The following is a 22385-nucleotide window of genomic DNA, read 5'->3' as shown; positions in this document are numbered from 1 at the left end:
ATCAAATCGAGCATATAATGGAAAATCAAGAGTATTCAGTAGGTCTGGACATTGGGACAACTAAGATTGTCGCCATTGTCGGCAGGCGTAACGCTCACGGGAAAATCGAAATCCTGGGCGTTGGGAAGGCTAAAAGTCTTGGTGTTCACAAAGGTATTGTGAACAACATTTCCCAAACTATTAATTCCATCAAAACTGCAGTGGCAGAGGCGCAGTCCAGCGCCGGAGTGCCTATCCGCAAGGTAACTGTCGGGATTGCAGGGAAACACATCCGTTCTCTCCAGCATTCGGATTACATTATGCGGGAGCACCCGGATCAATACATTACCGAGGATGATATCGAAAAACTAAAAGACCAGGTGAAGAAACTGGTGATGTTGCCTGGTGAAGAAATTATCCACGTTTTGCCTCAGGAATACAAAGTAGATTCCGAAGGCGAAATTCAGGAACCGGTTGGGATGCACGGCAAAAGGCTGGAAGCCAATTTCCACGTGGTAGTGGGACAGATGGGTTCTATCCGAAACATTGCAAGATGCGTTCGTGAGGCTGGTCTGGAGATGGAAGCTTTGACACTGGAACCTTTGGCATCATCTGAAGCGGTTTTGACCAAAGAAGAAAAAGAAGCGGGTGTTGCAATTGTTGATATTGGTGGTGGTACTACAGATATCGCTATTTTCAAAGACAACATCATCCGTCATACCTGCGTGATTCCTTACGGAGGCGGTATTATCACCGATGATATTAAGGAAGGATGTTCCATCATCGAGAAACACGCAGAACAACTGAAAGTAAAGTTCGGTTCATCTGTTCCAGAATTAGAAAAAGACAGCACGTATGTCACAATCCCAGGATTGCACGGCCGTCCGGACAAAGAGATTTCTCTTAAAATTTTGGCTCAGATTATCAATGCCAGAGTTGAGGAGATTCTTGAAATGGTCAATACTGAATTAAAAGCTTATGGTGCATTTGAGCAAAAGAAAAAACTCATCGCCGGCATCGTTTTGACGGGAGGTGGTTCCAACTTGAGAAACCTTCGTCAATTGGCGAATTACACCACCGGTTTTGATAGCAGAATTGGTTTTGCCAACGAGTATGTGGCGAACGATAAAAATCAGTATCTTAAAGGACCGGAATTTGCAACCTCCATCGGTTTGCTGATGGAAAGCCTTAAGATACGGGACAAAAAAAATCTTCCGGCAGAAGAGGAGGTGATAGAGCAGGCCGTTGCCAAAGCAGAAAAGGCAGAAAAAGCTGTTGTAGAAGCAGTGCAGACTCAGCCTGTAGAAGAAGTGGTTAAGCCAAAAGAAATTGCCAAAAGGAACAAACCAACCTTTGGGCAGTCGATTTTAGATAAAGTGAAGAAATTTTTTGAAGAAGTAGAAGAGTAACAAATTGTAAAATCGCCAAATCGGGGAATCGTAAAAGCAGGCAAAAAGACAAATTTGTAAATCAACGGTTTAACGATTTAACAAAATTGAAAAAAATAAAATACTATGGACAATATAACTAATACACAAGGATTTTCATTTGATTTACCAAAGGGCAATTCTGCTATTATTAAAGTGATTGGTGTAGGTGGCGGCGGAAACAATGCGCTGAAACACATGTACGAAAAAGGGATTTATGGTGTAGATTTCGTGATTTGTAATACCGATGCACAGACATTGGACAACAATCCGGTTTCCAATAAAGTTCAGCTGGGAATCTCCATGACCGAAGGTTTGGGCGCAGGTGCAGATCCTGAAGTGGGAGAAAAGGCAGCCATCGAAAGTATTGATGACATCAAGGCTTCTATGGGACAAAACACCAAGATGGTTTTCATTACTGCCGGAATGGGCGGTGGAACCGGGACTGGTGCCGCTCCTGTGATTGCAAAAGTGGCCAAGGAAATGGGCATCCTTACTGTGGGCATCGTAACCGTACCTTTTAGTTTTGAAGGAAAAAGAAGATTGGACCAGGCCGAATTAGGGTTGGAAAAATTAAGAAATAATGTTGACTCTCTCATCGTCATTAATAATGATAAATTGAGGCAGCAATTCGGAAACCTTGGGTTCAAACAAGGGTTCTCAAAAGCCGATGAAGTATTGACCAATGCTGCAAAAGGAATGGCAGAGGTAATTACCGGTTATTTCGATGTTAATATTGACTTCCGTGATGCCAAGTCCGTTCTTCAAAATTCCGGGACTGCATTGATGTCAACTGGTGTGGCAAGCGGCGAAAACAAAGCGGAAGAGGCGGTTAAAAAAGCCCTCGATTCCCCATTGTTGAATGATAACAAAATCACGGGTGCCAAAAATGTTCTATTGCTCATCAGAAGCGGTGTTACCGAAGTTACAATGGATGAGATCGGCGTTATTATGGACCACATCCAGAAAGAAGCTGGCAATACAGCAGACATTATCTTTGGTGTAGGTTCTGATGAAGAATTGGGCGAGGCGGTTAGCGTTTTGGTGATTGCAACAGGCTTTTCAAACGATGACAGAAAGAATGTGGGCATTACAGAAACCATCAAATATTCTCTAGATGACAGACCGGATCCGGTTTCAAAACACAGGGAGTCGCCGTTCAAAACAAGGGCTCAGAGTGATGCCAAACCAGAAATCCAAAGTGGGAAAAATTTTTTCCGTCTGGATGATGACGAGGATTTTGGAAACTCAGGGTTTCCTAAAAATTCTGCCGCCGAAAGCCTTGTAGAAGAAGCAGAAACCAAAATTGAAATTATAGAGCAGGAAGAGATCCGTGATTTTTCCGATGACCGCGAGAGTCAAAAAGCTCAAGAATATAATTTGTTCAATTTTGATGAGGATATCTATGAAGAAGTTGACCTAGAGGCTCAGTCTTTCAGTTTCGAGGTAGAGGACAAACCAACGTTTTCATCCAATATTGATGAAGACAAACCGGTAGAAGTTACTTTTACGATTAACGAGCCCGAAACTGAAGAAGAATTTCCCGTGATCGAGAAACAGGTGATCGCCGAAGTTCCTCAGGAAAAACCTGAAGAAATTATCGAAAACAAACCCGAAGAGAAACAGGCCGGTGGATTTTCGTTCGCCGCTGCAGCAAAAGAAGTGGTAAGAGAAGAGCCGAAAGCCGAACCTGTGCAGGAATCTCATAAGGAGTTTACCTTTTTCAATAAAACACCAGATGCTTCAAAAGCTGTTGAAAGACGTAACAAACTGAAAGAATTCAACTCCCGTTACCAGCAATTGGACAATGATAATGTTTTTGAGACAGTGCCGGCTTTCAAAAGGAAGAATATCAATATTGACGGCAGCAATGCGTCGGATCAGAACATCAATACTTATTTGTCTGATAACAACGGCAGCATGCAGCTTAGGGAAAACCGTTTCCTGAATAAAGATGTAGATTAATCTGCGTGAGGCAGTTGGCAAATGGTTTTTAACATTCCAATTATGAAAGCCATTAGCCAAAAGCTAATCGCAAAAAGCAAAATAAAATGAGTTTAGAAAACACAATTAGCGAAGCGATTAAAACCGCCATGAGAGAAAAAGACAGAGTAGCTCTGGACTCTCTGAGAGCGGTAAAATCACAAATCCTTTTGCTTAAAACCGAGGCAAAAGGTGCAGAAGTTTCTGCAGAGCAGGAGATTGCCATTTTGCAAAGAATGATCAAACAAAGAAAAGACTCTTTTGAACAGTTCACAGCGCAGGGTAGGGAAGATCTTGCTGAGGTGGAAGAAGCTCAGATGAAAGTCATAGAGCAATTTTTGCCAAAACAGCTTTCTGCCGAAGAATTGGAATCTGAGATCAAAACAATCATCTCCGAAACCAAGGCAGAAACCATCAAGGATCTTGGAAAAGTAATGGGCGTTGCCTCTAAGGCATTAGCCGGAAAATCAGACGGGAAGAGCATTTCCGAAATGGTGAAAAAGTTACTTTCTTAAGATCATTGAGAGTTGATAAGCACTAAGTGATAATCATTTATCATTTATATTTTATCAATTAAAAAAAAGGATATACTCCATTTGCATATCGATTTGATTAAGGCTCCGGATCTTGGGATTCGGAGCTTTTTTTATGATCTTGCCTCATAGATTTTTGGAATGATTTTAATAGAATGATTTGCAACCGAAAACAAATTTTATTTGATTAAATTTGCCAAATAATTTCAAATATCTAATCTCAAATTTTAAATAATAAAAATATGTATCCAGCAGATTTAGTATTGCCAATGAAGGCAGAACTTACAGATAAAGGCTTCGAAGATCTTACAACACCGGCACAGGTGGATGAAGCTCTTAAACAAAATGGCACAACATTATTAGTAATCAATTCCGTTTGCGGGTGCGCCGCAGGAGCTGCAAGGCCAGGCGTAGTGTACTCTTTGACAGGAGATAAGAAACCGGATCATCTGGTGACGGCTTTCGCTGGTTTCGATACCGATGCCGTAGCAGAAGCAAGAAGATTGTTGGCACCATTCCCGCCAAGCTCACCATGTGTGGCACTTTTCAAGGACGGAGAATTGGTTCACATGCTAGAGAGACACCATATAGAAGGTAACCCGGCTGGTGCCATCGCTGCAAACCTACAAGCCGCTTATGACGAATACTGTTAATAACAGATGAAAACCAAAATATATTTATTTTGGTTTTTTTTTATTTATAAACCTGAAAATCAATTTTCAGATTTTTCATTATTTTTTAAATTTGCAAAAAAGTAAAAATGTCAGATCAAGCAAGTTATTTGTTTTCTACCAGAACCAGCCACGAGTTGGCCGAGAAAATTGCCAAGCATTATGGGCAGCCATTAGGTAAGATTAATTTCCAACACTTCAGCGACGGTGAGTTTGAACCCGTTTTGGAACAGTCGGTAAGAGGTGCCAGGGTTTTCCTGATTGCTTCCACTTTTCCGCCGGCGGACAACCTTTTGGAGCTTCTCCTCATGATTGATGCGGCCAAAAGAGCATCTGCCAAAAATATTACTGTGGTTATCCCTTACTACGGATTAGCAAGACAGGACAGAAAGGATAAACCGAGAGCGCCAATAGGAGCCAAATTGGTTGCCAACCTTCTTACTGCGGCTGGCGCTACTAGGATTATGACTATGGATTTGCACGCAGATCAGATTCAGGGCTTCTTCGAGATTCCTGTGGATCACCTTTATGCGTCTTCTATTTTTATAGACTATATCCGCTCATTACATCTGGACAACCTAACCATTGCTTCCCCGGATATGGGAGGAGCCAAAAGGGCAAAGAATTATGCAGGGCATTTGGGAGCCGATGTTGTAATTGCTTATAAAGAAAGGAAAAAAGCCAATGTTGTAGAGGAAATGTTCCTTATTGGTGATGTGAAAGACAAAAATGTGATCTTAATCGATGACATGATCGATACGGCAGGAACGCTTTGCAAAGCTGCAGATATCCTGATGGAGAAAGGTGCTAAGTCTGTAAGAGCCATGGCTACGCACGGTGTACTGTCAGGCAAGGCTTATGAGAACATAGAAAATTCCCAGCTTTTGGAAGTCATCGTTACAGATTCTATCCCTGTAAAAGAAGGATTATCTTCTAAAATTAAAGTATTGTCTTGTGCCAAACTCTTTTCTGATGTGATGAAGATGGTACACGAGCACAAATCTATCAGCGAGAAGTTTATTATTTAAAAAAAATTAATATCTTTGCAGCCTCAAATTTATATTTTATAATAAAATGAAATCTATTACAATTCAAGGTACAAAAAGAGAAAACGTGGGCAAAAAGTCTACAAAAGCTTTACGTGATGCTGAATTAGTTCCTTGTGTTGTTTACGGAGGTACAGAACCATTGAATTTTTCTACTGAAGAAAAATCTTTCAAAGGTTTGGTATATACTCCTGAAGCACACACGGTATCTATTGAGGTTGACGGACAAACCATTCCTGCTGTTCTTCAGGATATCCAATTCCACCCAATTACAGACAGGATCCTACATGTGGATTTTTACCAATTATCTGCTGATAAGCCGGTAATTATGGAAGTTCCTGTAAGAATCACGGGACGTGCAAGAGGTGTTGTTGCGGGTGGTGTTCTTAGACAATCATTCAGAAAACTGAAAGTGAAAGCAATTCCTGCAAACTTGCCGGATGAGATCGTTGTGGATGTAACGCCGTTAAGAATCGGAAACAAACTTTATGTAGAGGCTATTAAAAATGATGCTTACACATTTATGCATCCAGATAATGCTGTAGTTGCAGCTGTTAAGATGTCTAGAAATGCAATGAAAGGTGCTGCTGCGGCAGATGAGGAAGATGAAGAGTTGGCAGAAGAGGTGAAAGATCAATCACCATTGGTTCCTACTACTGAAGAGAAATCTTTTGAAGGATAAAATAATCCCTTTATTAAAATAATGAGCCGTAGAAATTTTCTGCGGCTTTTTTATTGATTGTAAATGTGTGATAAGTTTGCCATTTACTTAAGTAAAAAAGTTTCATGAGTCTTTACGCCATTTGCATATGCAAAAATTATTATATTTGTGATGCATGGCAACAAAAGCACTCTTCAATACAGTCGTCAATTGGTTCATTCGCCAAAGGATTGATCAGATCGAACATTTTATAAAGTATCCTGTAGAGACTCAGGAAGGACTTTTGTTTTCTCAGCTCTTTCATGCCGAAGAAACAGAATATGGGCAGAAATACGGCTTCAGTTCGATTTCCAATTACCGCGATTTTCAAAAGAAAATCCCCATTGTCTGTTACGAGGATTTTGAACCCTACATAGAAAAAGCCAGACAAGGACAAAAGGATGTTTTTTGGCCTGGCGTTATCAAACAATTTGCAAAGTCTTCCGGGACTACCAATGCTAAAAGTAAATTTATCCCTATCAGTGCGGAGAGTTTGGAAGATTGCCATTATAAAGCCGGAAAAGATATGGTTTCTATCTATGTCAACAATCATCCGGAGAGTGAGCTCTTTCAGCATAAAAATCTGAGATTGGGCGGCAGTGCTGAGATGTATCAGGACTTTAATACCAAGTTTGGTGATCTTTCCGCAATTTTGATAGAAAATTTACCATTTTGGGTAGAGATCATCAATACTCCCAGCAAAAAAATATCGCTGATGTCTGAGTGGGAAAGTAAAATGAAAGCGATTATAACCGAGGTAAGAAATGATGATGTAGGTAGTCTTACAGGTGTTCCCAGCTGGATGATGGTGCTTTTGCAAAGGACGCTGCATGAAACTGGCAAAGCTAATATTGCAGAACTTTGGCCTAACCTTGAAGTGTTTTTCCATGGCGGGATTAGCTTCAAACCTTATAAAAACCAATACAAAGAACTTATCGGTAAAAACATTCGTTATTACGAGATTTATAACGCCTCCGAAGGGTTTTTTGGCATTCAGGATCAGTCTGGTAGTGATGAGATGCTGCTCATGCTGGATTACGGTATTTTCTACGAATTTATCCCCATGGATAAGTTCTTTAACGGATGCCGAGAAGCCATTCCTATCTCCGAGGTGGAGCTGGATAAAAATTATGCCGTTGTCATCACTACAAATGGTGGCTTATGGCGCTATCTTGTTGGCGACACAGTGAAATTTACGTCCATCAATCCTTTCAGGATCAAGGTAACGGGCAGAACCAAACATTACATCAATGCTTTTGGAGAAGAGCTGATGATCGATAATGTGGAGACCGCACTTAAACAGACCTGTGAAAAACTGGATGCGAGTATCTCGGACTATACCGGCGCGCCTGTTTTTATGACCAGTGATAAAAAGGGCTGTCACGAGTGGATTTTTGAATTTACAAGAAAACCATCCAATTTGGATGAATTTACAGATGCATTTGACAACACGCTCAAATGCCTTAATTCAGATTACGAGGCAAAACGGTACAATGATATTACGCTGCGGCGGCCGGTGGTGCATGCTGCAAAGCCAAATTTGTTTTACGAATGGATGGCAAGACGCGGAAAACTCGGTGGACAAAACAAAGTTCCTCGACTAAGTAATGATCGCCAATATATTGATCCTTTACTTGAACTTAATAAAAATTAAACTTAATTACCCAAATATTGATAATGAAAAAAATCCTTCCTGCGCTGTTCCTTTTGTTTTCAGCATTGTCTTTTTCCCAAGGAATTACCTTCGAAAATTCTGATTTTAAAACGATTCTTGCCAAAGCAAAAGCTGAAAAAAAAATGATTTTTCTAGATGCTTTTACTTCTTGGTGTGGGCCATGTAAATTGATGGCTAAAAATATTTTTACCAAACCTGCCGTTGGCGAATTTTATAACAGTCACTTTATCAACGCGAAAATTGATATGGAGAAGGGTGAAGGTATAGAACTTGCTAAGAAATGGAATGTGAAAGTTTACCCTACTTACCTGTTTATTGACGACAATGGGGAAGTAGTCCACAGGACAATTGGTTATGTAGAAGAAAAAGATTTCCTTCAGTTTGCAAAGGATGCAGAAGATCCAAACAGAAGATTGGGAGCTCTCAAGAAACAATTTGAAGACGGAGAAAAGAACCCCGATTTTCTGAAAAACCTGGCAACCCTTACTGTTTACACGGAGCCTGATTACGCAGCCCGCATTTTGGATCGTTATTTTACAGGTAAAACGGCTTTGGATAGGGAAGATGTAGGGTTATTATTACAATCACTTAAAAATTCTGATTCGCCTCTGTATCCGGTTTTTGTTAATAAGAAAAATGATATTGCTGCAGTGGTAACAGAAGCCAGCTATGAGAAAATCGGTAAAGGGCTAAAGCTGAATAGTATTGCTGCTAAGGCTTATAACAAGGATACCAAAACATATAATGATAATTATTTTCTTACCGAAGCCGAAAAAGTTTTAGGTAAGGAAGAAGCACAGAAATACCTTCTTTCACAAAAAGTTAGTGCCGCGTTCAAGAGTAAGGATATGGCGACTTATGAGAAATTGATGTTGCAACTTTATAAAGATTATCAGTCTGCATCATCTAACAGTCTCAATTCCGCGGCATGGAACTTCTTCGAAAATGTCAACACAAAATCTTCTTTGGAAACGGCTGCACTTTGGGCACAGGAATCTGTGAAAAAGGACGAAAGTTATGCTAATACCGATACATTGGCCAATCTTTATAATAAGTTGGGGAAGAAGAGTGAAGCTAAATTGTGGGCACAAAAATCAATCGAACTGGCTAAAAAATCCGGGGAAGATTATGAAGATACCCAGAAACTGCTTAACAGCCTGAAGTAATATAAAGGTTTTAAAGATTAATAGAAACGGGCTTTAGCCCGTTTTTTATTTGAAGTTGTCAGAATAACAACAGGTTATCCAATCAATTCCTTTGCCTGCGAAATGGCGGCATCTGTAATTTTAGAGCCGGAAATCAACTGGGCAATTTCGTTGAGCTTTTCAGATTCAGACAATTGTACAATTGTGGTTTTTGTAACGGCATTTTCGTCGTATTTCACCACTTTGTAATTGTCGTTGCCTTTGGCTGCAACCTGTGCCAGATGTGTGATAACAATCAATTGCAGGTCGTGTGACATCTCCTGCATCAGTTTACCCATTTCTTCGGCTATCCTGCCCGATACACCAGTGTCGATCTCATCAAGAATCAGCGTTGGCAAAGCATTATTCTCCGCCATTATTTTTTTGATGGCCAGCATAACGCGCGATCTTTCACCTCCAGATACGGCACTCTGGATTGGCTTGAGCGGAAACCCGGAATTGGCCTGAAAAAGAATCTGAATATGGTTTTTTCCAAAAGTATTATAAGACGAGGAGTCCGATAGGTCAATTTTAAGAATGGCTTTTTCCAATCCCAGTTTCTGAAAAATTTCTTGGGCTTTGCTTTCCAGATTTTCAGAAAATTGCGATCGGCTTTTTGTCAGTTTTTCGCTGTTGATTTTCAGTTCAGACTCCAGAGTGGTCACCTGTTTTTCTTTGTCTGCTATCTGATTTTCTATATCTTCTAAAGAATGTTGGCTTGCAGATAATTCATCCCGTATTGCAATCAAAGAAGAGACATCGTCTGCCTGATGTTTCAGGAATAATGCATTGATCCGGTTGACCGTTGTTAACAATTGTTGAAGTAAAGCCGGGTTGATCTCTATATTTTCAGATTTCGCTTCCAGGTCTGTGCTGATGTCTTTGATCTCCAGATAAGCAGTTTCCAGCCGGGTGCTGAGTTCTTCATACTCCGGGGAAAGTTCTTTTAAACGGGCTATTTTACTTTTAATATCCGTTAAATTGGTTAGGATCCCAAAGTCCTCTGCTGATAATTTTGAAAGCGATTGGGATAATAGTTCACTGATTTGGTCCGCGTTCTCCTGCGTTTGAAGCTGCTGCTGCAGGTTTTCGAAATCGACATAATCCAGATCAGCTTCTTCCAGCTCGGCTAGTAAAAAATTCTTGTAATCAGCTTCCCTGTTAACCTCCAAAAGCGCATTATGCAGCTCTGCAATTTCTTTTTTGGTCCGCTGATAATCTGCAAAAGTAGTCTGATAGTTTTTGAGGATGTTGTTGTTGTTGGCCATGCCATCCAAAATGCCAAACTGAAATTCCTCAGTAAAAAGGTTAGACGTTTCAAATTGGGAATGGATATCAATCAGCTGAGATGATAATTGCTTAAGGATATCCAGTGTTACCGGCACATCATTGATAAAAGCCCGTGATTTCCCACCAGGAAGTATCTCGCGCCGGATGATGGTTTGTGTTTCAAAATCCAGATCATTGTCGTCAAAAAAGGGACGGAGGCTCTCATTGATGGTAAACTCACTTTCTACAACGCTTTTTGCTTCTGTCTTGGCAAAAGATTTAGAATCTGCCCGCTCACCCATAATCAGACGCAAAGCTCCCAAAATGATAGATTTTCCGGCTCCGGTTTCTCCGGTAATCACCTGAAGTCCATTTTTGAGATCGATTTCCAGTTTATCGATAAGGGCAAAATTCTGTATAAATATTCTTGAAAGCATAGAGGGTTACGAAGCAAATATTTTTTTAAGTAAAAACGGTTTAAACTTTGGTTTACAGTATTTTATGAACATTTTTTAAGGCTTGGCATTATTTCCATTTATCCCACTTGGTATCAATGTCTTTTGGCGAAAAGATGCTCATCATGCTTTTAAGATCACTGATGTTAACCGAAGCATTATTTCCAGTGTTAAAAATATTGAAGATCTCGTTACTTTTGGTCTCGATAAAAACATTGAAAGGGTAATTCATCTGGAAATTATTTTCATAGAATTTCAGCTGTAGCAGAGATTCTGCGATGATTTTCTTGGCCGGGTTCTGATCCTGTTTTGAGAGGTTATCCAGCCCGGATCTGTGGTAGCTGTAATAGACATTACGCAGTGTGGATGCATTTTCGTTTTGAAGACCATTAATCAATGCGCCTCTGTTTCTTTGACTTTCTATCTGGTTCCAGCCGCTGTAATTTTGGTTTTGGGCATTCTGGGCAATTTTAAGAGCCTTATCAAACCATGGCTGGCCGCCACGCAACTGGAAACTGTCACCATCATAACCCAAAATCACATAGATATAAAAACTGATAACGTCAATCAGGTTTTTGCCGGAAAACTGTCGCTCGTTGAATACAAGATTCTCATTTTCATTATATTCGAAGGAGAAACTGGTGTCATTAATATTCATGAGAGGCGACTCGTATTGTGAGTTGAAAACAGGTCTTGTGGCCTGAACAACCAGAGTTCCTTTGAAACTGTTATTGCTGCTACGCTCCGAAATGACGATCGCGAAATTGGATTTAATTTTTTCAAAATTCTGCAATTTTTTGCCTGTCCAGCTGGTGTTATTGATGAAATCCCTTAGCGATTTCTCCAGCGTACGAAAGACCTGGTTGTTACTTCCGGCAATCTGCTGGCTGTTGATCTGCACATTGGCCAATAACTCCTGTGCAAGAACTGCCTGGCTAAAAAATACGGCGCAGATGATATAGAGTAGTTTTTTCATTAGCATAAATAAGGGCTGTAAAATTAGTTAAACCGAACTGCCAACAACATCTTTATGACTGCCAACAGGTAGTTTTTAAACGTAAAAATCAAAGATTTGTTACAATTTTTCCGCTATAAAATTAAGAATATCTTTGGCAACTTCCTCTTTTGATTTCAGAGAAAAGGACAGTTCCTCGGTTGGGGTAAAGATTTTGACTTTATTGGTGTCGTTGGCAAAGCCGGCACCTTCGTCCCGGAGGGAATTGAGGATGATCATATCCAGATTTTTCTTTTTGAGTTTTAGCTTGGCATTTTCCTCCTCATTCTGGGTTTCCAGGGCAAAACCAACTAGGAACTGGTGGGTTTTCTTTTCACCCATTGTTCTCAGGATGTCTTTATTTTTTACCAACTCAATCACCAGCTCGTTGTCGTTTTTCTTTATTTTTTCAGTCGCTTTCACCTTTGGTGTGTAGTCTGCGACGGCGGCACTCATAATGGCGATGTCAGTCTTGTCATAATGTTTGAAAACTTCATCGTACATTTCCTGAGCAGAACTTACCCGGAAAACCCGAATGCTGTTATCATTAACCTGTTGCGATGACGGCCCAGAAATCAAAATCACTTCTGCCCCTCTTTTTGCAGCCTCCTTTGCAAGATCAAACCCCATTTTCCCAGAAGAATGGTTACCGATAAACCTTACAGGATCAATATTTTCATAAGTTGGGCCTGCGGTGATTAGAATTTTTTTTCCGGCAAATTCTTGATTAGCATCAGATAGTTTTTCTGTTAATACTTTGAAGATTGTTTCCGGCTCTGCCAATCTGCCTTGGCCAATCAGTCCGCTGGCCAGTTCTCCTGATTCTGCAGGGATGATGTGATGACCAAAGTCTGCGATGGTTTTTAGATTTCTTACAACCGCGGGATGTTGGTACATATCTAGATCCATTGCTGGCGCAATAACAACGGGGCATTTTGACGACATATAAACGGCCATCAGGAAGTTGTCACAGATGCCGTTGGCGATTTTTGCGAGCGTGTTAGCTGTGCAAGGCGCTACCAGGATGAGATCTGCCCAAAGTGCCAACTCCACGTGGTTGTTCCATGATTTTTGATCATCAGAAAAATAGGTAAAGACTGGGTTTTTGGAGAGAACGGAAAAGGTGAGGGGCGATACAAAATCTTCTGCGGCCTTTGTAAGAATCACTTTCACTTCAGCCCCAGATTTTACAAGATCTCGCACGAGATAGTTGATTTTATATGCAGCAATTCCACCGGTAACCGCAATGATTAACTTTTTGCCTTGCAAGCTCATTTATTATGGTTTTTTATCAACTAAAGTATTAATAATTTCAGGAATAAAAAAACCGTCTCAGTGGTAACATGAGACGGTTGTATATTTTACAAACCAAAGATTAGTTTCTGTCTTCTGTTTTTCTAAAATAGATTTCATCATCCAGCCATTCGCGCAATGCAATAGAGGTTGGCTTAGGAAGTTTCTCATAATGCTTGGAGATCTCGATCTGTTCTCTGTTCTCAAAAACTTCTTCTAAAGTAGAGTTGTGAACGGCAAATTCATCCAGCTTGCCATGCAGCTCAGAGCGTATCTCAGCGTTAATTTGCTCAGCCCTTTTACCAATGATGACAATGGCTTCGTAGATGCTGGCTACTTTGTCCTCGATTTTATCTTTGTCGTAAGTAATTGTACTTACTTCTGCTTTTGTATCTTTAACACTCATTGCGTGAAATTTATTTGAGAATGCAAATATAGGAATTATCTTTTAAACTTGAAAGTTGCCTGAGGCTCTGGCGAATTGATCTTGGCGCTGTCGCGTTTGGTCTGCTCTGCGGCATTTTGGAGATTCAACTGGTTTTTCTCCTGTATAATTTCTTTTTTCTCGTTTTCTTTAGCTTCGGCATTTTTAACTTTGGCTTCGTACTCAGCCTTTCTCTTCTCTACTTCTGCCTGAACTTTAGCAAATTTAATTTTATCTTCTTCCAACTTAGCATATAGGTCATCGGCGGTTTTAGATAATGCCGTGTTGGGCATTTCTCCAGACACACGTTTGGCGTATGCTGCCGCAGCGTCTAACCTTTCTTTTTTCAAATCATAAATAGAGTTGACAGCCAATTCATACTTAGATTTAAGAATTATGTCGTAGATCTGAGGTTTAAGTTTTGTCGCAGGGAAATCTTCTAAGACATTTTCGAAAGCTACAGAAGCGGCTTTGTATTCGCCCATTTTATAATACTGCTTAGCATTTTCAAAGGCTTTAAATTCCAGCTTATAACTCAACTCATCAATAAGTTGGGTGATGTTTTTTGATCTTTCCGAATTGGGGTAATCATTTAAGAAGTTTTGTAGCTCTGTTATCGCGGATTGTGTATTGCTTTGATCCAGGTTATAATCCAAAGAACCTTCGTAGAAACACAGTGCAGAAAGATATGCCGCCTCTTCTTTTCTTGGGTCTTGAGGGAAACTTACTGCAAAATTTCTGAACTGATTAGCTGCCAAACGGTAGTTTTTGTCGTAATAATTGGAGTAAGCCGAATTGAAAACAACATTGGGGGCATCATCTGTCCCGGCAACCAGATTGGGCAACCTGTCATATAGCGCTAATGCATCACTCCACTTCTTATTGGCAAATTTTTCATTAGCCACTTTCAGGATAAAATCCTTGTCCGCACTCTTCATTGCTCTGTCCATCTCTGTTTTGCAGGAAAGTAAAACAACGGACAGCATTAGCAAACTGATATATTTCTTCATAACGGTTGTCAGAAAAATTCTGATTATTATTAATAATTTGCAAAAATAAAACTTTTTTACTCAATCTGTTACTTTTATGAAAGATTAACGTTTTGAAAACTATTATATAATGATAATTGGTAATTGGGCTATCAATTTTTCAATCCAAAATAGCCAGCAACAATCTTCAATAATCAAAAGCCTAAATTGAAGCTCTTGATTACAACTTCTGACAAAAAAATGTATTTTTGCAAATTACAAGAATTATCAATGAAGAATATCAGGAATTTCTGCATCATTGCCCATATCGATCACGGTAAGAGTACATTGGCAGATCGTCTTTTAGAATATACAAACACCGTTACACAAAGGGAACTCCAATCTCAGACGCTGGATGATATGGACCTTGAGAAAGAACGGGGGATTACCATCAAATCTCATGCGATCCAAATGGATTACGAGTACCAAGGAGAAAAATTTGTACTTAACCTTATCGATACACCGGGACACGTGGATTTTTCTTACGAAGTTTCCCGTTCCATCGCCGCTTGCGAAGGGGCATTGCTAATTGTAGATGCGGCACAAAGCATTCAGGCACAGACAATTTCTAACCTGTATCTGGCTTTGGAAAATGATTTAACGATTATTCCTATTCTTAACAAGATAGACCTACCTTCTGCCAATCCGGAAGAAGTAACCGATGAAATTATGAATCTCATCGGTTGCGAATACGAAGATGTTCTAAGAGTTTCAGGAAAAACTGGTGAAGGCGTTCATCATCTGTTGGAGCAAATTGTGGAAAGAATTCCAGCTCCTGTTGGAGATCCTAATGCGCCGCTTCAAGCATTGATTTTTGATTCGGTTTACAATCCTTTCAGAGGAATTGAAGCATATTTTAAAGTCGTGAACGGGAGTATTTCAAAAAATGAGAAAATTAAATTCTTCGCGACCGGAAAAGAGTATGGTGCCGATGAAGTAGGAACTTTGAAACTAAAACAAGTTCCGAAAACCACCATTAATTGTGGCGATGTTGGGTATTTGATTTCGGGGATCAAAGATGCACGAGAAGTCAAAGTAGGGGATACGATTACTTCTTTTGAGAGACCGGCTGCAGCACCTATCGAGGGGTTTGAAGAAGTAAAGCCAATGGTTTTTGCAGGTATTTATCCTATTGAATCCGAGGATTTTGAAGAGTTGAGGTTTTCTTTGGAAAAACTGAGACTGAATGACGCTTCCCTGGTTTTTGAACCGGAAAGTTCTGCTGCTCTTGGTTTCGGTTTCCGTTGCGGATTCCTTGGGATGCTGCATATGGAAATCGTTCAAGAACGTCTGGACCGGGAATTCAATATGAATGTGATTACCACAGTTCCCAACGTGTCTTACCACGGATTTACCAAAAAAGAGCCGGAAACAGCCATTTTGATCAATAATCCGTCAGAGATGATGGATCCCACCACAATGGATCGCGTGGAGGAACCTTTTATCAAGGCTTCTATCATTACAAAATCTGATTTTGTGGGAGCGGTGATGACGCTTTGTATCGAGAAGCGTGGCGAGATTGTCAACCAAAGTTACCTGACATCCGAGAGGGTGGAATTGATCTTCAATATGCCTTTGGCAGAAGTGGTTTTCGATTTCTATGACAGGCTGAAATCCATTTCTAAAGGTTATGCGTCTTTTGACTATCACCCAATTGGTTTCAGGGCTTCTAAGTTGGTAAAAATGGATATTTTGATCAATGGCGATATGGTAGATGCTTTATCTTCATTGATCCACGATTCCAACGCTTATTATATTGGTAAGAAGATGTGTGAAAAACTCCGCGAACTTATCCCAAGACAACAGTTTGATATTGCAGTTCAGGCCGCATTGGGAACCAAAGTTATCGCGAGAGAAACCATCAAAGCCTTGAGAAAAGACGTTACCGCAAAATGTTACGGTGGTGATATTTCCAGAAAACGTAAACTTTTGGAGAAACAGAAAGAAGGTAAGAAAAAGATGAAACAAATTGGTAGGGTAGAAGTCCCTCAATCCGCTTTTATGGCTGTTTTGAAGTTGAATGACTAATTATCATTAATTCAATTTAGAAATATAATCCACAGAATTTTCTGTGGATTTTTTTATTTATTAACTTCGTTCAAATATTCTTTAGAATGAAAAACCTCTCCATCCTTTTCCTCCTCATTTCCATCTTCGGTTATTCCCAAATCCTAACACCTTACGAAAAGGGTAATGGCAACCAAACTACAACATTCGCCGAGATGCGAAAATTCTATCAGGATTTATCAAAGCAATATCCATCCATCAGTTATGAAACAAAAGGCGAAGACGATAATGGCGCCCCGATTGATGTGGTAATTTTTAACCCATCAGGAAAAAGTTTTGATGAAGCAAGAAAAGGAAAGTCGGTTTTGTTGGTTAATAACGGAATTCATCCCGGTGAGCCGGACGGTATTGATGCGACCATGATGCTGATGCGGGATTTAGCAGCAGGAAAAGTCAAAGCGCCTAAAAATGTTATTTTTGCAGCCATTGCAAGTTACAACGTTAGTGGAATGCTGAACCGGGAAAGTTTTTCCAGAGCCAATCAAAATGGTCCGGAAGAATACGGTTTCCGAGGAAATGCTCGGAATTATGATTTGAACCGGGATTTTATCAAGACAGATTCCAAGAATTCCAGAAGTTTCCAGCAGATTTTTCAGTGGCTTAAACCAGATGTTTTTATTGATAATCACGTCAGCAATGGTGCAGATTATCAATACACATTCACTTATATTTCAACTAACAAAGAACGATTGGGAACTGTTCTCGGTAATTATTTCAGTGACGGAATGCAGAGAACGCTTCTCAAGGACATGGAAAAAAAAGGCGTGATTTCGGTGCCTTATGTCAACATTCACGGCGATGTTCCGGATGGCGGTTTTCCTGCTTTTGTAGATTCGCCAAGATATGCCACGGGCTACACGACGTTGTTCAATACCATCGGGACGGTTGTGGAAACGCATATGCTGAAACCTTACAAAGACCGAGTGAAAGTGACGTATGATTATATGGTTGATAACCTGAATTATATCGATGACCATTACAAAACGATTCAGCAAAGGCGAGCTGAAAACCTGAAACAATATAAAGTCGGGAACCGATATGCTCTCGCTTGGAAACTCGATTCTACAAAATATGAAATGATTGATTTCAAAGGTTATGAAGCCAAATATAAACCAAGCGATGTTTCGGGGAAAACAAGACTTTGGTACGACAGAAATTCCAAGTTTTCAAAACCTGTGAAATTTTATAATACTTATGCCCCAGCCAAAGAAATCACTATTCCGAAATATTACGTTATTCCACAATCCGAATGGAAAATCATCGATTTGCTGAAACTCAACCAAATCAAAATGACACCGATAAAACAGGATTCTACAATTGTGGTGGAACAATACCGGATCAAAGATTTCAAAACGGTTCCCAATCCTTACGAAGGTCATTATCTACATTACGACACATTTGTAACCAAAGAATCAGGGAAAATCAAATTTAGAGCTGGTGATTTTCTTGTTCCATTGAATCAAGATGGTGTTAAATTTTTGTTAGAAACTTTGGAACCCGAAGCTGTTGATTCTTACTTCAACTGGAATTTCTTTGATGCAATTCTCGGTCAGAAAGAATATTATTCGACTTATGTTTTCGAAGATACAGCGACCAAACTTCTGAGAGACAACAAAGCGCTGAAAACCGCTTTAGAAATGGAAAAAGCCATCCATCCAAAATTTGCAGAAGACGGACAGGCGCAGTTGGATTGGGTTTACAAACATTCCGATTACTACGAAAAAACGCATCGTCTTTATCCGGTTTTCAGGGTTAATTAATTTATTGATTTAAATGAATAATATCAATTATGATTTGATTTCGAAATGGCTGACTGCTTGGTCAATATCACGAAAATTGCCTTTGCCGGTAAAATATACATCGGGATTCAAAGTTGATGTTGGTTATGAAAAGCAATTAGCTCGTTATGTTTTTCCTAAGCTTAATGAGGATTTTGTTCATTTATCTCAGATTATAAAAGAACCTTGGGTTTTTCTCAAGGTCTGTGCTTCTCCGAATGAAATTAAGAAATTCATTTCTGGTAAGTGGACGTTTCAACCACAAGGTTATATGATGTATTGCGACAACCCAATGGAATTTAGTAATGACAAACAATTAAGTAATAACTACAAATTAGAATTTGAAAATTATGATTCAACTTATATTGTGCGAATTATTGATCGTGATAATGAACTGGCGGCAATCGGACATTTGATTATTGTGAAGGATACTGCTGTTTATGACAGAATCGTTACAGAACCAAATCACAGAAGAAAAGGACTTGCAAGCATTGTGATTAAAGAGCTCGAAAAAATTGCAATTTCAAAAGAGATCACTAATAATTTTTTAGTAGCAACAGAAGAAGGCAAAAAGCTATATGAATCGGTTGGTTGGAAGCTTTATTGTCTTTATACTTCAATAGTTATTATGGATTGATAATGATTTGCAATTCAACAAAAACTTAGTATTTTTGGTGAAATTATTATAACAAACCTTTTAGGTTTAATCATAAATCTATGAAAAAACTGAAATTCTCTTTATTCTCAATTCTTTTTTCTATCATCTTATCTGCTCAGCAAGGTTCTTATTATCAGCAATATGCCAAGTATAAAATGGATATTGATGTGGATGCGGCCAATTTTACCTATCAGGGAAAACAGACTTTGCAATATCAAAATAATTCGCCGGACGATTTAAAGGTTGCTTATTTCCATTTGTATTGGAATGCCTTCAAAGCGGGTTCTATGATGGACCAGCGGGTGCAGTCGCAAGGCGTAAATGCAGATAGCAGGCTTTCTGTGCGAACAGGGAACACCGTAACATCCCGATTGTCAACCATTCCAAAAGATCAGGAAGGTGCGCAAAATATCCATTGGATCAAGCAGAACGGTAAGGATTTGAAATTTGAGATTCAGGGAACGGTGATGAAGGTTTTCTTGGCAGAGGCAATTAAATCAGGATCTTCCACCACTTTCACAATGGAATGGGATGCCAATATCCCAATGCAGATCCGAAGAGCCGGGAGAAACAACCGCGAAGGTGTCGATATGACAATGACGCAGTGGTACCCGAAAATTGCTGAATACGATTATGATGGTTGGGCAGCTTTCGATTATGTGGGGAGAGAATTCCATGCACCTTTTGCGGACTTTGATGTGAATATCAAAATTGATAAAGATTATGTTATAGGAGCTGGTGGAACGCTGGAAAATCCAGGTGATGTGAAAGGTTATGAAAACAATGCTACGGTAAAACCGGATATTGCCAACAAAGTAACCTGGAAATGGAGTGCCAGAAATATTCTGGATTTTGCTTGGGCGGCAGACCGTGATTATTCGGTGGAGAGTTTTCCAATTTTGGACGGTCCCAGTATTTACCTTGTTTATCAAAAGTCAGAAAAAACAAAATATTGGGCAGAACTTAAGCCTTACATTACCAAATATTATCAACTGATGAATGCCACTTTTGGACGGTACAGATGGCCGAGCTATTCATTCATCCAAGGTGGTGACGGTGGTATGGAATATGGGATGTGTACCATGGTTCTTGGGGAAGCAACTTCTTTAGCTGGCCTTTGTGGGTTGATGTTCCATGAGGGAGCACACTCGTGGTTTCAGCAGATGATGGCAACCAACGAGAGCGTAAGACCTTGGATGGATGAGGGTTTTACACAGTATGCGGAAGATTTTGTTTCGTTTAGATTGTTTCCACCGGCCAACGCCCAGCCCAACCCTTTTGTTGATGCACTAAAGGCATATATTAATTTCACAAAATCGGGCAAAGAAGAACCAGCAGTTTGGTTAGGGGATCATCATGATAATGGGACAGCTTACACCTATGCGAGTTATATCAAAGGTGAATTGTTTTTGGTGGAGCTGGGTTATATTGTAGGTGAAGAGAATCTGAGCAAAATTATGCTGAAGTATTATGATGAATGGGCTATGAAACATCCTACAGAGCGAGATTTTATTCACATTGCACAATTGGTTTCTGGTATGGATCTTAAGTGGTTCCAGCATTATTGGATTAATACAACCAAGACAATAGATTATGGTATCAAAACAGTTAAATATGATCCACAATCTACTACTGTAACTTTGGTGAACAAAGGCGGAGTACCGATGCCTATTGATTTCAGTGTTTTGACAAAAGATAAGAAGGTTGTCAATTATAATATTCCCCTTAATCTTACTAGGGTTTGGAAGAAGAAAGATGTTTATGGAAACTTTCAGACTTTGCCGTATTGGCCTTGGACTCAGCAGGAATATAGCTTTACGATTCCTTATACCAAGTCTCAATTAGCAGCGATGGGAATCGATTTTAGCAAGAGGTTGGCTGATGTTAATCCAGAAGATAATTATCTGGAAGTAAAATAACAATGTGGCAATCTAACAGTTTATCAATCTAACAATAAATTTAAAAAAGTTGTAAAAATTGGTAAACTAATAAATTAAATAACGAATGAATTCCATCGTAATCAATATAGGAAATACCAACATCCGTTTTGGGTTGTTCGATGATGACAATTGTGACCTCTCTTGGGTTATCAACACAAAACCTTACAAGACTACAGATGAGCTGTATGTACAGTTTCTGATGCTCTATCAAACTTACAAGATAGACCCTGCAAAAATTGAAAAGGTGATTGTAGGATCTGTTGTCCCGCAATTAACAAAGGTGGTAAGCAGTGCGATCAAGAAAATTCATCATAGCAGCCCAATTATCGTTGATCGCAATACACCATCGGGCGTGATCCCCAAATCGAAACAAATGGGAACCGATATCTACGCCAACCTGGTGGCTGCCCATAATCTGTATCCTGGGAAGAAGAAAATTATCCTGGATTTTGGTACTGCGTTGACGGCAAGCTGCCTTTCAGAACAAGGGGAAACGCTTGGAGTTATCATTGCACCAGGCATAATTACTTCGTTAAACAGTTTGATACAAGGGACAGCACAACTTCCCGAAATAGAATTGGTAAAACCAAAATCTGTCCTTGGGCTGGACACTATTTCCTGCATGCAAAGCGGCATGGTTTATGGTTTTCTAGGAATGGTGGAAGGTTTTATTGACCGGATTAATGATGAGGTTAATGACAGCTGTTTTGTTATTGCCACTGGCGGCGTGAGCCATGTCTACAAACCTTTGACGGATAAGATTAATATCGGGGACAGACTCCACACTTTAAAGGGTTTGTATTTTTTAGGAAAAGACTTATAATCAACGTTTTAATTGGAAAAACGATTTTACGATTTCGGAACATTCATTTGCCATAACTCCAGTAATAATTTCGGTTTTGGGATGAAGTTTCAACGCTTTGTTGATGAAACCACGATGTTCATCTCTGGCACCAATCACTACTTTTGAAATTTGTGACCAAGCCAATGCACCAGCACACATTACACAAGGTTCCAGCGTTACATACAACGTACAGTTTTGAAGATATTTACCACCAAGGAAGCCGGCTGCAGCTGTAATAGCCTGCATCTCTGCATGAGCGGTAACATCGGTAAGGGTTTCTGTAAGATTGTGAGATTTTGCAATAATGCGATCGTTACAGACAATAATGCAGCCAACAGGAACTTCGTCTTTTTCAAAAGCCAGTTCTGCTTGTTGTAAGGCTATTCTCATGTAATATTCATCTGTAAACATAAAAGCAAAAAAGTTTAGCACAAAAC

19 protein-coding genes are annotated in these 22385 nt (G+C 39.7%); 13 read left to right on the top strand and 6 right to left on the bottom strand.

Annotated features, from left to right (window positions below):
• The first annotated feature begins 17 nt into the window (after window positions 1-17).
• The 8 genes from ftsA to AC00Y6_RS02670 all read left to right on the top strand — a co-directional run bounded on the left by ftsA (window position 18) and on the right by AC00Y6_RS02670 (window position 9180).
• The gene (gene ftsA, locus AC00Y6_RS02705; protein WP_474489076.1) at window positions 18-1388 is read left to right on the top strand and encodes a cell division protein FtsA; all 1371 of its coding nucleotides are present in this window, start codon (window positions 18-20) and stop codon (window positions 1386-1388) included.
• Window positions 1389-1493: 105 nt separating this feature from the next.
• The gene (gene ftsZ, locus AC00Y6_RS02700; protein ID WP_474489075.1) at window positions 1494-3371 is read left to right on the top strand and encodes a cell division protein FtsZ; all 1878 of its coding nucleotides are present in this window, start codon (window positions 1494-1496) and stop codon (window positions 3369-3371) included.
• 86 nt (window positions 3372-3457) lie between these two features.
• Entirely contained in the window at window positions 3458-3904 is a 447-nt protein-coding gene (locus tag AC00Y6_RS02695; protein ID WP_474489074.1) for a GatB/YqeY domain-containing protein, read from the top strand.
• Window positions 3905-4164: 260 nt separating this feature from the next.
• Window positions 4165-4575, top strand: coding sequence for a BrxA/BrxB family bacilliredoxin (locus AC00Y6_RS02690; RefSeq protein WP_474489073.1), 411 nt, complete (start codon window positions 4165-4167; stop codon window positions 4573-4575).
• 107 nt (window positions 4576-4682) lie between these two features.
• The gene (locus AC00Y6_RS02685) at window positions 4683-5621 is read left to right on the top strand and encodes a ribose-phosphate pyrophosphokinase (RefSeq protein WP_474489072.1); all 939 of its coding nucleotides are present in this window, start codon (window positions 4683-4685) and stop codon (window positions 5619-5621) included.
• Between the two features lie 46 nt (window positions 5622-5667).
• Window positions 5668-6321, top strand: a complete 654-nt coding sequence (locus tag AC00Y6_RS02680) for a 50S ribosomal protein L25/general stress protein Ctc (protein WP_474489071.1) — start codon at window positions 5668-5670, stop codon at window positions 6319-6321.
• A gap of 154 nt (window positions 6322-6475) precedes the next feature.
• A complete protein-coding gene (locus AC00Y6_RS02675) occupies window positions 6476-7993 on the top strand; it encodes a GH3 auxin-responsive promoter family protein (protein WP_474489070.1) in 1518 nt (505 codons plus the stop codon).
• Window positions 7994-8016: 23 nt separating this feature from the next.
• Entirely contained in the window at window positions 8017-9180 is a 1164-nt protein-coding gene (locus AC00Y6_RS02670) for a thioredoxin family protein (protein WP_474489069.1), read from the top strand.
• A 74-nt stretch (window positions 9181-9254) separates the two neighbouring features.
• Here the strand turns inward: AC00Y6_RS02670 and recN are convergent, their stop codons facing one another.
• The 5 genes from recN to AC00Y6_RS02645 form a co-directional block, all read right to left on the bottom strand.
• Entirely contained in the window at window positions 9255-10904 is a 1650-nt protein-coding gene (gene recN, locus AC00Y6_RS02665) for a DNA repair protein RecN (protein WP_474489068.1), read from the bottom strand.
• An 88-nt stretch (window positions 10905-10992) separates the two neighbouring features.
• The gene (gene porD / locus AC00Y6_RS02660) at window positions 10993-11898 is read right to left on the bottom strand and encodes a type IX secretion system protein PorD (RefSeq protein ID WP_474489067.1); all 906 of its coding nucleotides are present in this window, start codon (window positions 11896-11898) and stop codon (window positions 10993-10995) included.
• Between the two features lie 99 nt (window positions 11899-11997).
• A complete protein-coding gene (gene coaBC, locus AC00Y6_RS02655) occupies window positions 11998-13191 on the bottom strand; it encodes a bifunctional phosphopantothenoylcysteine decarboxylase/phosphopantothenate--cysteine ligase CoaBC (protein WP_474489066.1) in 1194 nt (397 codons plus the stop codon).
• Between the two features lie 100 nt (window positions 13192-13291).
• Complete coding sequence (locus tag AC00Y6_RS02650) at window positions 13292-13615, bottom strand: DNA-directed RNA polymerase subunit omega (protein WP_474489065.1); 324 nt, start codon at window positions 13613-13615, stop codon at window positions 13292-13294.
• A gap of 35 nt (window positions 13616-13650) precedes the next feature.
• Window positions 13651-14643 carry an outer membrane protein assembly factor BamD gene (locus AC00Y6_RS02645; protein ID WP_474489064.1) on the bottom strand — a complete coding sequence of 331 codons (993 nt, stop codon included), beginning with the start codon at window positions 14641-14643 and terminating at the stop codon, window positions 13651-13653.
• Between the two features lie 249 nt (window positions 14644-14892).
• On the opposite strand from AC00Y6_RS02645, the gene lepA reads away from it, so the two are divergent.
• The 5 genes from lepA (at window position 14893) to AC00Y6_RS02620 (ending at window position 21927) form a co-directional block, all read left to right on the top strand.
• The gene (gene lepA / locus AC00Y6_RS02640) at window positions 14893-16689 is read left to right on the top strand and encodes a translation elongation factor 4 (RefSeq protein ID WP_474489063.1); all 1797 of its coding nucleotides are present in this window, start codon (window positions 14893-14895) and stop codon (window positions 16687-16689) included.
• A gap of 86 nt (window positions 16690-16775) precedes the next feature.
• Window positions 16776-18488, top strand: coding sequence for a M14 family zinc carboxypeptidase (locus AC00Y6_RS02635; RefSeq protein ID WP_474489062.1), 1713 nt, complete (start codon window positions 16776-16778; stop codon window positions 18486-18488).
• 13 nt (window positions 18489-18501) lie between these two features.
• On the top strand, window positions 18502-19143 hold the full coding sequence (locus tag AC00Y6_RS02630) for a GNAT family N-acetyltransferase (RefSeq protein ID WP_474489061.1): 642 nt from the start codon (window positions 18502-18504) through the stop codon (window positions 19141-19143).
• An 80-nt stretch (window positions 19144-19223) separates the two neighbouring features.
• Window positions 19224-21083: a M1 family metallopeptidase gene (locus AC00Y6_RS02625; RefSeq protein WP_474489060.1), complete on the top strand. Its 1860-nt coding sequence runs from the start codon at window positions 19224-19226 to the stop codon at window positions 21081-21083.
• Window positions 21084-21168: 85 nt separating this feature from the next.
• Window positions 21169-21927: a type III pantothenate kinase gene (locus tag AC00Y6_RS02620; RefSeq protein WP_474489059.1), complete on the top strand. Its 759-nt coding sequence runs from the start codon at window positions 21169-21171 to the stop codon at window positions 21925-21927.
• Here the strand turns inward: AC00Y6_RS02620 and AC00Y6_RS02615 are convergent, their stop codons facing one another.
• Entirely contained in the window at window positions 21928-22359 is a 432-nt protein-coding gene (locus AC00Y6_RS02615; protein ID WP_474489146.1) for a nucleoside deaminase, read from the bottom strand. It lies immediately after the preceding gene.
• Window positions 22360-22385 lie beyond the last annotated feature (26 nt).

This window comes from Epilithonimonas sp., from assembly GCF_056329745.1.
The sequence above is the reverse complement of the archived record's forward strand: the minus strand, read 5'-3'. Positions and strand labels throughout refer to the sequence as shown.